The sequence below is a fragment of the Undibacterium sp. Di27W genome, from assembly GCF_049340345.1.
GTDB lineage: Bacteria > Pseudomonadota > Gammaproteobacteria > Burkholderiales > Burkholderiaceae_D > Undibacterium.
In genome coordinates this window covers 46,642-62,389 of the sequence record NZ_JBMPOS010000021.1, presented here as the reverse complement: position 1 = coordinate 62,389, position 15,748 = coordinate 46,642, and the positions used below count along the sequence as shown (strand labels likewise).

The following is a 15,748-nucleotide window of genomic DNA, read 5'->3' as shown; positions in this document are numbered from 1 at the left end:
TTGAAACAACTTCATCTGGATCTGAAAGAACTGGGATTTGAAGGGTCGTATGACCGGGTGGCCGCCTTCGCCAGGAAGTGGAAGGTGGATCAAACTGACAGGGTCAATTCAGCTAGCAAACGCACACGTAAAGGAAAAAAAGACCAAACTAGCCTCAACCTAACCCTTAAAAAAACTTAAAACGAGTGGGTCAGAATTTGATGCAAACGCCGGGTCATAATCCAGCGCAAACTAACATCAGTACAACGCTGCTGGGGATATTAATATTGGTTCTGTGAGCAATTACCAAGATTTGGCAGAACAACTGCAATTGATCAAAGAAGAACTCAATGAGGCAACCAGAAAAAATCAAATCCCTGAGCTAGTTGAGAGCAAAGCAAGGACTTTAATTTTGGAAGTAATTGAAGAAACAAAGACGTCCAGCCCTAATAAGAGTTCCATACTTGACTATCTGAACAAAGCTAGTGCTTGCATTGATGGCATTTCCTCAGTCAGTTCAATTTTTTCAGCACTGCGAGAAGCGTACAATTGGGTGGAAACTTCCCTCTGAATTTTATAGATTTACTTTTCTCTTGAGTTGATGAACTAGCTATTACATGATATTTCATTAACGATCAGGGTTTTCCAGGACAGTTTTGTTTGGCCTGCCTTTTATGCTACTTGCTATCTGTTGCATAGGATATTTTCTTTTCCGAAAACGGAAAACCAAACGCAAAAAATCACCACATAATCTAGCTTGCAGGTCATCAACTCTTCAGAACAACTATCCCTGATCTATCTCGCCTCAATCCCTGTCCGGTGCCCCCAGCGGAAATAACTGCCGGTAAGGCCTCGCCTCTTCCACTGCCCTTGCAATTGATGAGCGACCTAGCAACCGTCTGCGGTAGGCACGTAGTCTTGGATATTTTTCTGTAATCTGCTGGGTCCAGTCTGCATAGAAAAGCGAAGGTGCTGCGGCGCAGTCTGCCAGTGTGAAATTTTCGCCGCTTGCCCACGCGTCGCCTTCGAGGTGGTTTTCCAGCCATGCATAGGCGAGATCAAGTTTGCTGACGCCGTGAGCCAGCCCTTCCTGTCTTTTTACAGTATCGCCTGTCAGTACTGCGCCTACCGCGTGCTATACCGGGGTCATGACGTGCAGGTCGAAGTAGCGGTCAAGAAAGCGCGCGTCCAGTGCCTACGGTCAAACAAGCAAAAAATAAGAATTACTTCATCTTCTTCAATTGTTCCAGTATCTGCTTCTGCTGCGCTTCCAGCTCTTCAATGCGACCTTGTTGTGTCTTGGCCGATGTTTTCTCTGATCCAGACTGTGTCGATTTTCCCGCGCTCTGGGCTATTATCATTTGCCTGTCAACAGATGCCGAGTTGAGTATATTGACCAGATCTACGTAGGCTTGAACCGGTGCGTCTTTGTCAGCCTCAATCAGTGCATAGATACCGGCATCGGTCTTTTTGGCTAGTACAATTGCATCAACCAGGCTGGTCTTTTTTTCGCGCCTGTAGCTTACGCTCCCACCCTTTGGCGTTCCCGCTTTATCACTCAGTTGCAAAGCATAATCGCCAGTCGCAAAAATCAGGACGGTGATGTGTGCAGCGTTTGCGGCCAAGCTGGCTGTTGGTGCCTGTACCGTACACAGACTCGTTTCTGTAGTGATCGTAAATTTATTCTGCGCTTGCATGAACTGCGTGGATGCAATGTCTACCAGATATTGGAATCTGGCAGCTTGCTCCGCCTTGATATTGACTCTTATCTCACTTGCCGCGCTCTTCATTTCCTGCAGCTTTTTATTTAATGCATCGACATCACCTGAACTACCCAGCTTGCCTGATTTTTTAAGATTTTTATCCTTTTCAGAGCTGAGTATATATTCACCCTTTGCCGTCAGCGTGATGGTCAAAGAATTTGTTGCGGCTGCGCTGCTTACCGCAACCGGCGTCATATTATTTTTACTGCTTGCGCTGAAGGTCTGCGCATGGGAAACCATAGAGCAAGCAATCGCCAGGCTGATTAAAAGGAAAACATGTTTCATAATTATTCCAGATCCGTAAAGATTTTTGCTGCAAAAAATCAAGCATTGATCGTGTTTGAATCAGCATATTCTCGAACGATAGCCATAAGTTCAGTGCTTGTCAAAATCAATCCGGCGAGAGCAAAGATTAGTCTTTATCACACAATTAAGTAGCCAAATAAGTGGCCAATAAAATCCTTCACAAAAAAACAAGCCACCCCATGGTGGCTTATTTACAGATCACGCAGTCACAAGCATATGCAATCAGGCACGCACATATCTGCTCTCAACTGCGAAGGCAGTTGATGAGCTGCCTATGGCCTGGATAGTGAACAATTCACCATTGCGCAGCATGAAGGCGCCCTGCCTGCTGCCGGATGAAACTTCTATAGTCTGGGTCAGGGTGGCGTCCTTGAAGACAAATTTCCAGACGGTTTTGCCATTGACTACTGAAGAAGATACTGCACTACCAACAAAGTTGATCGCGCCGCCACTCGCAGTCGCATTGACGACATCGACTGAAGAGGCGACCGTTTCGCCGGTCAGCATTTTGACGCTGGCATTGGCTTCTGTCCTGACATGTTGCGCGACCAGGAAAGGTGATGCGTAAGTGCCAGTGGCGACGATGGCACCCGTACAATTGGCGTTCTCATAGTATTCCATTTTTTGAGACACAGATAAGGCTGTGCCACCACTGGTTGCGCTAATCGTTGTGGTAAAAATTTCGTGATTCTGGCAACCCTGATTCCAGACACCCACATATTTGCTCAGGGGTCCGCTACTGGCGTCAGCCGGTGTCACTGCGCTGGTGCTACCACCTCCAGAACCACCGCCGCAAGCCGCCAGCAGTACTGCCGCCATCACACTCAATCCAATTAATTTGATTTCTTTCATTTTATTCACTCGTTAGTATAAAAATAAGTCGTTCGTGTTATGACAATTCTGATGCAAACTTAGAAAATAATTACTTTTTTATATAAATTTAACAATTTCACATCTATGGAGTAAGTCCAGCCTTGATATTCCTTCCACGACACCAGGATGCGGTTTTACGCCGTTAAATGTGGAACTCAGGATGTCGGACCAAGGGAAACAGAATGATTTCTCTGGGTAAAACCATGAGCAATCTGAATTCGCCATGGATAAAGGACTCAAAGGGGCAAGACTCATGAATCATCCCTGGCAACAATGCAGGTCACGACTCTTTTGTTTTTAATCGCGTTAATTGAGCGAGACTGAAATGTATCGGTTTGTCATGATGAATTGTGTGATACTTTACTTTTGAAAGTTGCAAGCTTTCATGCACAAAAATCTCATTGAAGCCAGCGATGACTGGAAAATTCATTGACTGCCGGCTCGCTAATACTTGCCCTTAAAACTCCAAAACATTTATGACCAGCAAACAAGTCAAACAGCAATTACAGCAAGACCTGGCGCTCTGGCATGCCGATGGTCTGATAGAAAAACCTGCCTATGAGCTGCTGTCTCTACGCTATGAAGTAAGCCAGTTTGGTCTGATCGGGATAGTGAAGTACTGCGGCATTTTTGGCGGCTTTTGTGCTTTTCTTGGTTTGATGGGTTTGATCGGTGCCTTGACGCAATCGCTGATGTTCGCGGTACTGGTTGGGGCCGCCATCAGCATAGGTTTAATCTGGGGTGGTTTGCGTCTGGCGGACGATGTGCAGCAGCGCTATGCCACTTCATCAAAGTTTATTGTCACCGTGGGCATGGCTTTGTGGGCCGGTACGGTGGTCATGTTTTTGAGCCAGGTACTGCATCTGGAATCCGAGACCGTGCTGATACTGGCCGGATTGCTGACGATTCCGCTGGCGTTTTACCTGGCTTACCAGCGTCACAATACTTATTTGCTGATACTGGCTTTGCTGGTGCTGTTTCATTGGGTGGGCTCGTGGTCGGCCATGCGTGGCCGTTCCACGTATGCGCTGGCTATCCAGGACCCGGAGATGATGAGTGTGGTCGCTCTGATCGCCATCGCCATCGGTTACGCCCATGAGCGCATGGCTTACCCCGCCACAGGACGGTTTTATCAGGCCTGGCAGGCTGTCGGGCTGGTGTACTTGAACATGTCGCTGCTGATACTGTCGGTCTGGCACCACTATCAGGCTGGAACTGCGTTCTGGGTCATTGTATTCAGTATTGCTACCATCGCCCAGATCGTAGCAGGTGCGCGCCTGCACAGTGGTTTGCTGCGCGGTTTTGGTATTACTTTTTTTGGCATCAATCTGTTTACTCGTTTTCATGAGCAGTTCTGGAATCAGCTGGATTTGGGTAGCTATCTGGCGGCTGGAGGGGCACTGCTACTTGTCATGGGTGCCTTGATGGAAGTCATCTCCCACCGCCTGAACCAGGCAAACAGCAAGGCTCAAAACTCCGATGGAGGTGCAGCATGAACCAGCGCAACCTCAACCGTGCGGTACACAATGAACTCGATGATCTGGTCGCACAGAAGATCATTGACGCTGTGCAAGCCAAGCAAATCAAGCTGCGTTATCCGACCGAAGCCTGGAATATGCTGGCACTGGTGCGTTCATTCACAGTACTGGGTGTGCTGACCTGCGTGGCTGGCATACTCATTTTGCTGCGCGAGCATATGAACTGGTGGCTGCTGGGTGAGGCCGCTCTGGCTGGCACTTTTGTCGGAGGACTGGCTTTGGCCTACTGGCTTAAAACCCACCGCAATATGCCCATCCTGGCCGAAGCGCTGGAACTGGCAAGCGGTATGGCCTTGCAGGGCCTGAGTATCGTGCTCGCCCTGCATCATTCCAGTGGCAGCAAAAACTGGCCTGTACTGCTGGGTGTTGATGCAGCCCTGCTGCTGGCACTGGCGTATGCGCTGGCCAACCGCTTGCTGTTATGGTATTCGCTGGCGCTGTTCTTTTTCTTTTGCGGGGCAGAAACCGGCTACATCTCTGGCTGGGGAGCTTATTACCTGGGCATGACTTATCCAGCGCGCTTCCTCGCCATAGGCGCTGGCGTGCTGTGCCTGGCCTGGGCGCATGTGGAATTTTTGCGTGGCCGCCTGGCACCGTTTGCACGGGTGTATTTTCATTATGGCTTGCTGCTGATCAATCTGTCGCTATGGTTTTTAAGTGTGTTTGGCTATTACGAGAACCATGACGTGCGCTGGGATGATACCGAGGGCGAACGCCTGGCGTTTTCAATCTTGTGGGCGGCGGTGGCGGGCGGCTCGGTATGGGCGAGCCTGCATTTCAATCTGCAATTGCTGCGTGGCTATGCCTACACTTTTTTAATCATTAATTTATATACCTTCTACTTCCAGTTCCTGGCCAGCAAATCTCCGTCACTTTGGTTTGTACACTTATTGCTGGTCGGTGGCAGCTTGCTGGGCTTGGGGATTTATGTCGATGGGCGGCGCAAGAAAGGCACTGCGCAAGCTGAGTAATTGATTAATTGAGTAATTGCGCTTCGCAACTAGCTCAAGCTAAGGTGTCAGCAGCTGTATCTTGCTGCTTGCAGATATTACCCTAGTTTTTTCGCGGCTGAAGCCGCTCCTACCGTATGTACGGAATGCCCGGTTGGTTCCGGGCATCCCCTTCTCTGCTTGGCGACGTTTTGCGTTTGTCATGCCCATCATTTCCCCCTGCTTAGTCAGTCATAAAAACAGCAGTCAAGTTGTTGCTAATTTTATACAAATATAAACTGCAGCAAGGAAAGCATCTATAATGACAACAAATATCAAATTTGCAAGTTGTTGACTCAATTTCAAGAGCAACAACAACTGCTGGTTAGCGAGGGCCAGATGAAAATCCCAAAAATAAAACTGAAAATACGGCATGGCTTTTTGTTGCTGATCTTGTTGTTCGTCCTTCCGCCTTTGATCATCGTGCTGACCCAGCATTGGGAAGTGTCTGACAGCGACCCTGATCGCGGGGCAATGACAGTGAAGCAGGATGTGTTTGGCGACAGTGCCAGCAAGATCGTCTACCTCGAACAAAACTGGAAGCCTGAGCAAAGCCTGTGGTTCTACACCACCACCCAGGGATCGAATTTGCTGCCTTATGATTTTTTCCTGGTGCTGGAACAGGCTGACAAGCCCGAACTATTCCGCAGTGATGAAAACATTAACCGCTACCGTTACCTGCCGCAGAAAAAAACCTCGAGTAACCCGGATGCTTTGCCGGTAGGTTTTGTCAAAGACAATTACCTGAGCAAAAATTACATGGGCTTTACCTGTGCGGCTTGCCATACTGCGCAAGTCAATTTCAAGGGTACAGGCATGCGCATCGACGGTGGCCCGGCCAGCGCTGACATGCAAGGCTTTCTGAATGGCCTGACTGCGGCAATGGTGGCTGTCAGGGATAAACCCGATGTGCAAAAGCGTTTCGTGAAAGCTGTCATGGCGCTGGGTGCCTATAGCAGCGAAGCAGATATCATTGCCGACATCAAGACTTATACCCTGCGCCTGACCAGCTATAACGTCATCAATCACAGCCCTGTCGATTATGGTTATGCCCGGCTGGATGCTTTTGGCCGCATCTACAACCGCACGCTGGAACATCTGCTGAACCGCCAGCAAATCGAAGAAGTACTGGGGAAAATATTAACCGAGGAGGAAGTGAAGACGGCACTGGCAGGTATAGGTCAGGATATCAGTTCTGCCGATCGCGACAAGATCATAGAAAGAGTGGCGACCTCGGCCAAGAATATCGTCAAGCTCAGGCAGGAATTATTCATCAAGGCGGATGCACCTGTCAGTTATCCCTTCTTGTGGGATATTGCCCAGCATGATTATGTGCAGTGGAATGGTCTGGGCGGCAATGGTGGCCTGGGGCCACTGGGGCGCAATACAGGAGAAGTCATCGGCGTGTTTGGTTCGCTGGACTGGCATGAGGGCAGGCACTTTTCTCTTACCTCATTGATCGCAGGTCAGGGGTGGACCAAGAAGGTGGTTGAATATGATAGCTCGGTCAATACAGAGAATTTACGCCGTATAGAAAACCAGCTGACAGAACTACAGTCGCCCAAATGGCCGCAAGAAATTCTGGGCAAGCTGGACCAGACCCGCATCAAGCGCGGTGAAAAACTATTTGCCAATTATTGCATACAGTGCCATGCAGAGATAGACCGCAGTTCACCACAAAGGCGTGTGGTGGCCCATATGTCCAAGCTGGAAGAAGTCGGCACCGACCCTACCATGGCCGATAACAGCATCAAGTACGAAGGTTATTCAGGCATCTTGCGCAATCAATACGTGGGCGCTGGCGTGGGTGACGTGCTGCTCGACAAAAAAGCCCCTATCGCCGCCCTGCTGACCAAGGCAACTTTGGGTGTGGTGACGACACCAGATGCCGACAAGGGTTTCATACGCCGCTGGTCTGAATGGCTGCATAATATTTTCCAGGCCTGGTTTGGCAATGAAATCCATGACTCCAACAAGCATGGCAATTACAACCCGGATACGACGATGACGCCCTACTCTTCGCTGCAAGCCTACAAGGGGCGCTCATTGAATGGCATCTGGGCAACCGGGCCATATCTGCATAATGGTTCTGTGCCTACCCTGTATGATTTACTGCTGCCAGCGACCTGCCCTGCCGATCAAAAAGATGCAGAATGCCGTCCTGAAAAATTCCTGGTCGGTTCGCGTGAATTTGATGCAGAAAAAGTCGGTCTGAAGAGTAGTGGCTATGAAGGTTTTACTTTCGATACCAGGCTCAATGGCAATCGCAATTTTGGCCATGAATATGGCACCAGGGCAGCAAAAGAAACTGGCGACTTGCCTATGCTGACGAAAGAGCAAAGGCTGGATTTGCTGGAGTATTTGAAGGCGCAATAAAATGCTCGCTACAAGCTTCAGCGCAAGACTCAAAACAGTTTGACATCGCTGGTGTTGGCCCACCGTCAGCACCAGTGAATTAATACATTCTGGCACCAAGCCATCCTTTGACTATATCAAAGGTCTTGATAGCTGCTGACCAAGTAGCGCTTGCAGGCTGGAGACGCCCCGGCATCTCCCGATCACCTCAATGTTACAAACGCTTACCAGTATCCTCACTCTAAATATTGACCTAATCCATATTCGCCTGATAATTCATTGCCTAATGGCATTGCTATCGAAATACCTTGCTTGCCAGCAGGATAGGCTTCAACTGGGTAGCCAGCGGGTTTGCTACTGTCCACAATCCATGACTTATTTAATATCAGTTAGCCCAGGTTCTCTCAGCACCACTTCCATTTCCTTGAAAAAGAAAGTGAGTTATCCCCTCATGACGACACAGAATTCCCCTACCTTAGGTCAGCACAAGCTGAGTATATTGGCAAGCTGTATCGCCACCATCATGTTAAGTGCTTGCGGCGGCACTCCCAATGAAGCCTCTGCGAATAAAGACATGGCGCGGCTAGGTCTGAATAATGGCGACACAGCCAGCCTGAAGGCAATTCCTGCAGGGCCACCACCAGCAAGCCAATTGGTCGCTACATTCGACAGCAATTTGCTAAAAAGCAGATATAGCCAGACTTGTACCGCCAATCAAAAACCGGACTTCATCTCAGCCCTGCCCATGGTATTCGGCAAGATCTATCCTGAAGACTGTGCTATAGCAAATAATACGTCACCCGTCTTGCAATGGCCTGCAGGGAATATCTACCCTGCCGCCACGGATACCACGCCATGGAATATACAGATCAATAAAGACGGCAAATCTTATTTGACAGCCACCAGCAAATTCCCGCACTTCCAAATTCCTGCCGAGCTTCCAGCTGGTGAATATCAATGGACAGTCAACTACAAGGCTAGTAATGGCAACATCATCGCCAGTAGTCCGCGTCGTTTTTTTGTTGATGCCAGTGCAGTATCCTTGCCCATCATCACGCCGAAAAATATCGTAGACGCTGCAAAAATAGCGAGCCGTCCACGTGGCTTGCCACACAATGTCAGCCGTGAGCAAATGCTCGGCAACATCACCAGCAATGCGACAGCCCCTTTTGCCGTCTTGAGCGCCAAAATTAAAACCATACAAGCGCAAAAGGTAATTACCCAGCCGCCTATGATGCAGCCCAGCGACTTCCCCGTGGCGACAGACTATACGCGCTGGGTCAATTCCTTGAATACGACAGCCACCACAGCCGCGAGTGAAATCGCCTATCTGGGTTATATGGCGGCACTGACCAACGATGCCACTACCAAGGCCGCTGGCAAGGCCAGACTGCTGGAGATGGCAAAATGGGATGCAGACACAGGGACAACCAGCTTCCAGTTCCAGGACCAGGCTGCCAGACAGGTACTGCTAGGCTTGGCCAAGGGATATGACTACTTCTACGCCGACCTGAGTGCGCAAGAGCGTGATCAGGTGATTGCTGTCATCAAGAACAGAACCAGGCAGATGGCTACGCTGATCACCAGCATACATACGAAAAAATTGAATTCGCATGGGGTGACCGATGTAGGTTTCATGGTGAATGTCTTGTTGCTGCTGGCTGGTGACAGTAACTTCCCTGAAGCAGAAACTTATCTGACAGATGCCTACAATACTTTCCTGATCAGCAGCACCGCATTCGGTGGTGATGACGGTGCCTTCCAGAATGGTAATGGCTATGGCTGGTATGTCGCTACCCTGCTGGAAACCCTGGTCACCATCAAATCAGTGACAGGCATCGATCTCAGCAGCCTGCCGTATTATGCAAAATATCCGGATTACCTGATGGCTTTCACCGCACCTTTATACAAGGAGTTGATGGTGCCATTTGGCGATGACCACGCCTATACGTATTTTTATCTGGCTTCTTCCTTCGACACCTTGCAACCTTATGCATTGTTCACCCAAAATGCCTATCACCAATGGTATTTTGAAGCGAATGCACAGAATGCCACCAATCAGGCGCTACGACCTGTTACTTACTTTAATCTGGTGGGGATGGGCCAGCGCCCGGTAACTAAAAAAACACCGGATAAAAATAACTGGTACTTCCCGGATGCAGGCCTGGCTTCACTGACCAGTGACATCAGCAATGCAAACAGGTCCAGCCTGGCTTTCAGGTCCAGCAAATGGGGGGCCTATAACCATTCTTATGCAGACCAGAACAGCTTCACCCTGGTATCGAATGGCAAGGACATGCTGATCAGCAGCGGCTACTATTTCTCATACGGCTCACCTCATCATTTGCAGACCAGGGCCAGCAAGTCGCACAATGTACTCACTTTTGACGGTGGCATAGGCCAATCAGAGGCGGCATCCAGTGCCGTCCCCTTGAAGCCGACCAACCCGGTCGACACCACAGATTCATCTGGCGACCTGATCAATGGTGGCGAGGCGAATGGCATCGCCATTGTTACCGGTGATGCCAGCAAGGCCTATCGCCGCCAGGCACCGGCACCGATCAACTGGGTGCCTTTGCTCAACAATGCGATACGCTCAATCGCCTATTTCAAGGAAGAGAAAATCAGTGTTATCTATGACTGGGCGACCAGTGCCACGCCGAGAACATGGGAATTGAACTTTCACGCCTTGCAGGCATTCGATTTAAGCACGCCGGGTTTTGCCAAAGTGGTCAATGGCAATTCATCGATTTGCATTTATCATCAAAATTTCCCATCCAGCATGGCGACCACAGACCAATTTGAAGTACCAGCAGACCCACCTAGTGGAACCCTGGCACCCAATCAATACCATTTGCGCTCAACCGCCAATCAGGCGTCAACAGAATTGAGCACGGTCACCATCATCAAGGAAAATTGCTCGGCCACAGCTGTGAATGTCAGCATCAATGGCAGCGATGCCGTCGTCAGCATAGGTAGCAAGGGTGTGGAATTCAATCAGAAAGTGGTGAACATATTCAAAAACTAAAACAGATCATGTTGATATATTGAAGCTGGTCAAGCTATAGAAAAAGCCACCTGATATCAGGTGGCTTTTTCATTGTTGCTGGCTACTTCAGTACTTTAAAAAACTATTCTTTTCCAGGGTTACGCAAAGAGCGGCTCAATTGCGTGAAGTGCGGCAAGCTTCCTGCTTCTTGCACAGACTTGGTCGCAGTGACTGCCGCAGTTACAGGTTTGTTTGCTGTGCTTGCCACTGCTTCGCTGGCAATCTCGGCTGCTGGTCTGTCCAGGAACTTATACAGCAGGCTGCGCTGCCCTGCCGTCATGTCGCGGGTTACCGGCATGAATAAATAACTTTCAAATGCAGCAGGATCAGTCAGACGATGCAGTATCGAGGCATAGCCATGTATCTGTGCCGGATTAGCCAGGTCCAGCCAGTTATCCATGCAGGGTGCCATGGCATTCCAGTTAATCAGCACATGCTTATAGACATTGTCCCAGGTGGCAGGCAGGGCAGCAATGTCATTGTCAGCAGCACGGACACGCACATAGGCATAGGTGTAGATCTGGGTACTCAAGCCTTCTTTTGGCGCAGGTATGTTTTTACCAGCCACCGGGATATAGGCATATACCTCGCCTTTGCTGGCATCAGCCTTGACGCGCAAGCCACCTTCACCATCAGTGTGCAGGTTTTGCGTGGCGGTGACAGTACCACCATCTGCCGACATCTGGAACAAGGTGACATCACTGGTCTGGAACCAGGGTTTGCCATGCTTATATGCCTGGAACTTGACTGAATTTGCTGGGCCCTGGTCGAGATACAGATTAGGCGTGCGCGGTATCAGGCGTACCGGTGCTTCTACCAGTAAGACCTTGCCGTCAGCGGTGCGCAATTCCCAGTCAGCCTGCGCGGCTTCTGTGGCGTGATCGATGTTCAGGCTGACTATGCCGGAACCGGCCTCGTAGGCGGCCTTATCATATTGATTGTAGTTGAGGCTGCCGAGCAGATATTCTTTCTTGTTTAACCTGTCGACGGCAAAGAGTTGCAAAGTTCCCCAGTCATATTTTTTCAAATCGGCACCGGTTTCGCTGACACTATTCGACAAGTCCAGGCTCACCTGATTTTTATCCAGGCGTGCATGAGCAGTGGCGACCAATGGCCGCGCTTTGGGCAGCGGTGGCAGCAGTGCCCTGTCACCAGGTTCATGCATGGGCTCACCCTTGCGCCAGACGCCGATAGTGCCAACGATCAGGCTGCGCGCCGGATTGGGTTGAAAACCACCGGCCATCAATTTGTCATACAACTGCGCAGACTGCGCGTCACCAGATCCAGGGACGGCATTGCTGAGTGTAGGATCATCAAAATAGATGGTGTGATAGGCATTAAAACTGATGACGATGCCTTGTGCATCGGCTTCTTGCAAGGCATGCTGCAAGGCTGCCAGGGCTGCACTTTTGTGGCCATCAATTTTCAAACCTGCTGTTGCGAACGAGGTTTGCCAGTTGACTGAAGCACCACCAGCCGTATAGCCAAATGAATTGCGTGCGAAATTGATGTAGCGTGCTGTAAAGCGTTCATTGCGCGGTGCGACGATACGACAACCGCCGTCTATGCCAAAACTGATAGCATCAAAAAACAGTTGCGAGGTGCAGGCACCATAAGGTTCCAGGTCTATCAACATGGCATTCAGGTTACAGGGTGCACCACAGAGTTTATCTGTCGTCACCAGGCCATGGCCAAGGTCAACCGACGATACAAAGGCATCAAAGAACTTGACCCTGTGCGTGCCATGCGGATTCCAGTTACCATCCTCCTTGACTGCATCTATGGCAGCCTGGCGAAACTGACTCATGCTCTCGGGCGGTGTCAGCACCGCTTGCGATGTGTCTTCATTATAAAAATTATCGTAATTATTGGTGACGATGGGGTCCCAGGAAATTTGCCCCTTGAAATGGATGCGCGGTATTTGCAGGATACTCATGCTGTTCTCTCCCGTGTCAGATTTTCTTGTAGATGAAGGCAGGACCAGCAACTTTGTGCTTGTCTGTCAGAGGGGCATGCAAAGCCTGGATGGCAGCCATGCGCAAATCAAACATCTTGCGCACCGCTATACCCAGTTGTGCCGTATTGCCATTCAAAGCCAGGTTCAGGGAATCGACCATGGCGCTATAGGCGATGGTGCAGGCTGCCTGTGCCTCGCGGGCGGCGGGCGGCTCTTTGGAAAAGTCATGCAATTGCGGATCAGCAATCGCAGGAAATACCTTGTCATAATCCACGCCCAAAGGCCCGCCCCAGGAAAATCCTTGTGGCGAATCGCTACTGGTCAGCACCTGGTTGCGATAGATTTCTTCAAAGCGGTAGAAGTGCGCCAGCTCCTTGCCAAAATCCAGTGGGTCAGTGCTGGTGCCTTCACCTTCAGAGATGATGACCTGGATAGCCTTGTGCGCATCGGCATAATTATTCACGGCAAATAACTGGCCAGGGAAGAATTGCTTGTCGGCGATCTGGTTGCGGCCTGCCTGCCAGGCCGTGGCGGGCAGGGTTTTCAGGTAGGCGTCCAGCGCTTCGTAGAACTGCCCTATGGTGACAGCCTTGACTAAGGGCGCTGCAGCCAGTGTCTTTAACTGCGGGAAATCGATAGGATCAACCGGCATTTCTATGTTCATGCCCTGTTGCATGGCAGGCTTGCCAAAAGGCAGGATATGCAGGGTCAAGACCTTGCCGTCATGGCCTATGTCGCCTGGCAGGGGGCCGGGATAAGTGGGCGGGCTCAGCTTGGGGCTGCCACCCAGGGCATTGAGTATGTTCGCCGCCAGGCACAGATGTATCATTTCCTGGTGGGTAATCGATTGCAGGCGTGCCAGGGCTGGCCCATTGCTGCCTGGCAGTATCGTCAGTTGTGCATACAGATACGGTGGCAGCGTGCCAAATTCTACATTGATGGCTGTTTCCAGCATGGCCTGTGCCTGGGCAATACTGGTAATGGGCGCTAGCTTTAACAGTATCATGTGCCCTCCTTGCAGGCTTGCTGATAAGCGGCGGGAATGTGCGTGTTCATATGACTTTCTCCTTGTATTGAAGAACCTATGACAAAAAAGATTGCGGATGCAGCAATCACGGGTTTGCCTCATGCAGTACATGCAATGGCGGGCAATACTTAATGTGTTTGAATGGAATACTCTGGCTGTTGAAGCAAGCTTGAGAAGGCAAGAAATTATTATTTTAACTTTACTATATGATAATAATTTTGCACTGATTATTTTGACAAATTTGCATTAATGAGACATTTGTCAACATTTTTACAAAGATTGTATTTTTTTCGGGCAACTGAAAGTTACCCGGTAGTTGCGTAGATTAGGTTTAAGCAAGCCCAACCCACTCAGTTGATGGGAGCAAGATCAGGATCAGGCAATCAAGGCTTGTACTGCTGCAATTTCATCAAACAGGAAGAAATGTCCTCCGGCAAACAGATGCACTTCTGGTGCCTGTGAAAAACATTCGGCCCAGGCCAGGCCATCGGCCAGGGCTATCCTGTCATCCTTGCCCAGCAAGATGCGCACAGGCACATCATACTCACGCAGGCTGCCATCGACATAGGCTTCTGCGGCCCCTACATCAGCGCGCAAGATGGGTTCGAATAATTCCATGAGTTGCGGCTCGGCCAATACTTCTGCGCTGATACCGCCCATATTTGCCACCCATGCCAGGAATTCTTTTTGTGGCAAGTCTGCGTGGTGCTGCAAAACCCGGCTATGTGGTGCAGCTGCGCCTGAGAGCACCAGGCTTTGTGGCAGGCTGGCCCCCAGTTCCACCAGCCTGTCCAGCATGGCCAGAGCAAGATAGGCCCCCATGCTATGGCCAAACATGACATACGGTTGACCCGCAGTGGCACGCAGAGTGGGTTCCAGCAAGGCTGTCACCATCTCGGGTATGCTGTGCATCAGCGGATAGCGCATATTACTGCCATGGCCAGGTGGATCAAAGGTGACCCATTCATGCGCATGTTCACGCGCCAGCCTGGCATAGCTATAAGTGCTGCCGCCAGCATACGGATAGGCGATAATCTTCAATATGGTTTTCCTTTGACGCGAAATAAACTGCTCTAATAAAAAATAAATGCCACACATGTACGAGCACAATAACAATCCGACTTTGAATGCACAAGCAGAAATCTGGATAGCCAGGCTCACTGATCTGCGCGCATACAGGCAAGAACTGCTGATACTATTAAGCGATGTCGAACTTAGCCGTTGCGCGCGCTATTTGCAACAGGATGACAGGGACAGGTATCTGGGCGGCCGCGCCCTCGCCAAATTGGCCACCGCCAAAATGACGGGCTTGCCGCTAGCAGATATCCGCATCATTTTGGCGACATCCGGCAAACCAGCAATCGCGCTCGCGAAGCATGATGTGAACGCACCGGCCATCAGCATTTCGCATGCGGGTGAACTGGTCGTTGTCGCGCTAGGGTATGGCGCCGATATCGGCGTAGACGTGGAAAGATTGCAGCATGAGGTCCATCTTGATGACTTGATGGCTGTGGTGTGCGACCTCAGGGAAATCACCGCCATCAATCGCCAGGATGAAAAAAGCCGGACACAAAAATTCTATGAATTCTGGGTATTGAAAGAAGCCTATCTGAAAGCCACTGGCGACGGCTTGTCTGCCGATGCGCGGAGACTGGCGTTCAGCGTGGATAGCGCATCTGCAGTCAGCTTATTGCAAGGATTGGAGTATCGCCCTGACCATGTCTGGGATTTTTTACTGAAGCCATATGATCAGCAACATGTGCTCGCACTGGCGAGAAGAAAAACTGTAAGCACTGAATTAGAAAACCAAGGCGTATCAGCGCACAGCACACCCGTATTCAGGGATGCAGCTACTTTGTTCAGGGATTTCTGCTCAGGGAAAACGAGAGTGTGATGGACGAGATTGTCGCAA

13 protein-coding genes are annotated in these 15,748 nt (G+C 50.2%); 7 read left to right on the top strand and 6 right to left on the bottom strand.

The genetic code is table 11. From position 1 onward, the window contains the following. Positions 1-180: hypothetical protein (locus ACO0LF_RS28630; RefSeq protein WP_423020346.1), on the top strand; the 180-nt coding region annotated here is incomplete at its 5' end. A 94-nt stretch (positions 181-274) separates the two neighbouring features. Beyond that, positions 275-550: a hypothetical protein gene (locus ACO0LF_RS28625; RefSeq protein ID WP_423020344.1), complete on the top strand. Its 276-nt coding sequence runs from the start codon at positions 275-277 to the stop codon at positions 548-550. Positions 551-784: 234 nt separating this feature from the next. On the opposite strand, the gene ACO0LF_RS28620 is transcribed toward ACO0LF_RS28625, so the two are convergent. The 3 genes from ACO0LF_RS28620 to ACO0LF_RS28610 all read right to left on the bottom strand — a co-directional run bounded on the left by ACO0LF_RS28620 (position 785) and on the right by ACO0LF_RS28610 (position 2,900). Next, positions 785-1,063 (bottom strand): glutathione S-transferase C-terminal domain-containing protein, encoded by a 279-nt coding sequence (locus tag ACO0LF_RS28620; RefSeq protein WP_423020350.1) that lies wholly within the window; start codon positions 1,061-1,063, stop codon positions 785-787. A gap of 139 nt (positions 1,064-1,202) precedes the next feature. Further along, the gene (locus ACO0LF_RS28615; protein ID WP_423020342.1) at positions 1,203-2,069 is read right to left on the bottom strand and encodes a hypothetical protein; all 867 of its coding nucleotides are present in this window, start codon (positions 2,067-2,069) and stop codon (positions 1,203-1,205) included. A 201-nt stretch (positions 2,070-2,270) separates the two neighbouring features. Next, positions 2,271-2,900 carry a hypothetical protein gene (locus ACO0LF_RS28610; RefSeq protein WP_423020340.1) on the bottom strand — a complete coding sequence of 210 codons (630 nt, stop codon included), beginning with the start codon at positions 2,898-2,900 and terminating at the stop codon, positions 2,271-2,273. A 497-nt stretch (positions 2,901-3,397) separates the two neighbouring features. On the opposite strand from ACO0LF_RS28610, the gene ACO0LF_RS28605 reads away from it, so the two are divergent. The 4 genes from ACO0LF_RS28605 to ACO0LF_RS28590 all read left to right on the top strand — a co-directional run bounded on the left by ACO0LF_RS28605 (position 3,398) and on the right by ACO0LF_RS28590 (position 10,831). Beyond that, a complete protein-coding gene (locus ACO0LF_RS28605; protein ID WP_423020338.1) occupies positions 3,398-4,417 on the top strand; it encodes a hypothetical protein in 1,020 nt (339 codons plus the stop codon). Then, complete coding sequence (locus tag ACO0LF_RS28600) at positions 4,414-5,430, top strand: hypothetical protein (protein WP_423020336.1); 1,017 nt, start codon at positions 4,414-4,416, stop codon at positions 5,428-5,430. Before ACO0LF_RS28605 ends, ACO0LF_RS28600 begins: the two co-directional genes overlap by 4 nt. A 357-nt stretch (positions 5,431-5,787) precedes the next feature. Next, positions 5,788-7,824: a di-heme-cytochrome C peroxidase gene (locus tag ACO0LF_RS28595; RefSeq protein ID WP_423020334.1), complete on the top strand. Its 2,037-nt coding sequence runs from the start codon at positions 5,788-5,790 to the stop codon at positions 7,822-7,824. A gap of 415 nt (positions 7,825-8,239) precedes the next feature. Then, entirely contained in the window at positions 8,240-10,831 is a 2,592-nt protein-coding gene (locus tag ACO0LF_RS28590; RefSeq protein WP_423020332.1) for a DUF4962 domain-containing protein, read from the top strand. Between the two features lie 103 nt (positions 10,832-10,934). On the opposite strand, the gene ACO0LF_RS28585 is transcribed toward ACO0LF_RS28590, so the two are convergent. From ACO0LF_RS28585 to ACO0LF_RS28575, 3 genes are all read right to left on the bottom strand, one after another. Then, positions 10,935-12,788, bottom strand: coding sequence for a hypothetical protein (locus ACO0LF_RS28585; RefSeq protein ID WP_423020330.1), 1,854 nt, complete (start codon positions 12,786-12,788; stop codon positions 10,935-10,937). A gap of 16 nt (positions 12,789-12,804) precedes the next feature. After that, complete coding sequence (locus ACO0LF_RS28580) at positions 12,805-13,815, bottom strand: ferritin-like domain-containing protein (protein ID WP_423020328.1); 1,011 nt, start codon at positions 13,813-13,815, stop codon at positions 12,805-12,807. 396 nt (positions 13,816-14,211) lie between these two features. Next, the gene (locus ACO0LF_RS28575) at positions 14,212-14,877 is read right to left on the bottom strand and encodes a thioesterase II family protein (protein ID WP_423020326.1); all 666 of its coding nucleotides are present in this window, start codon (positions 14,875-14,877) and stop codon (positions 14,212-14,214) included. 46 nt (positions 14,878-14,923) lie between these two features. On the opposite strand from ACO0LF_RS28575, the gene ACO0LF_RS28570 reads away from it, so the two are divergent. Then, complete coding sequence (locus tag ACO0LF_RS28570; protein ID WP_423020324.1) at positions 14,924-15,730, top strand: 4'-phosphopantetheinyl transferase family protein; 807 nt, start codon at positions 14,924-14,926, stop codon at positions 15,728-15,730. Positions 15,731-15,748: the final 18 nt, after the last annotated feature.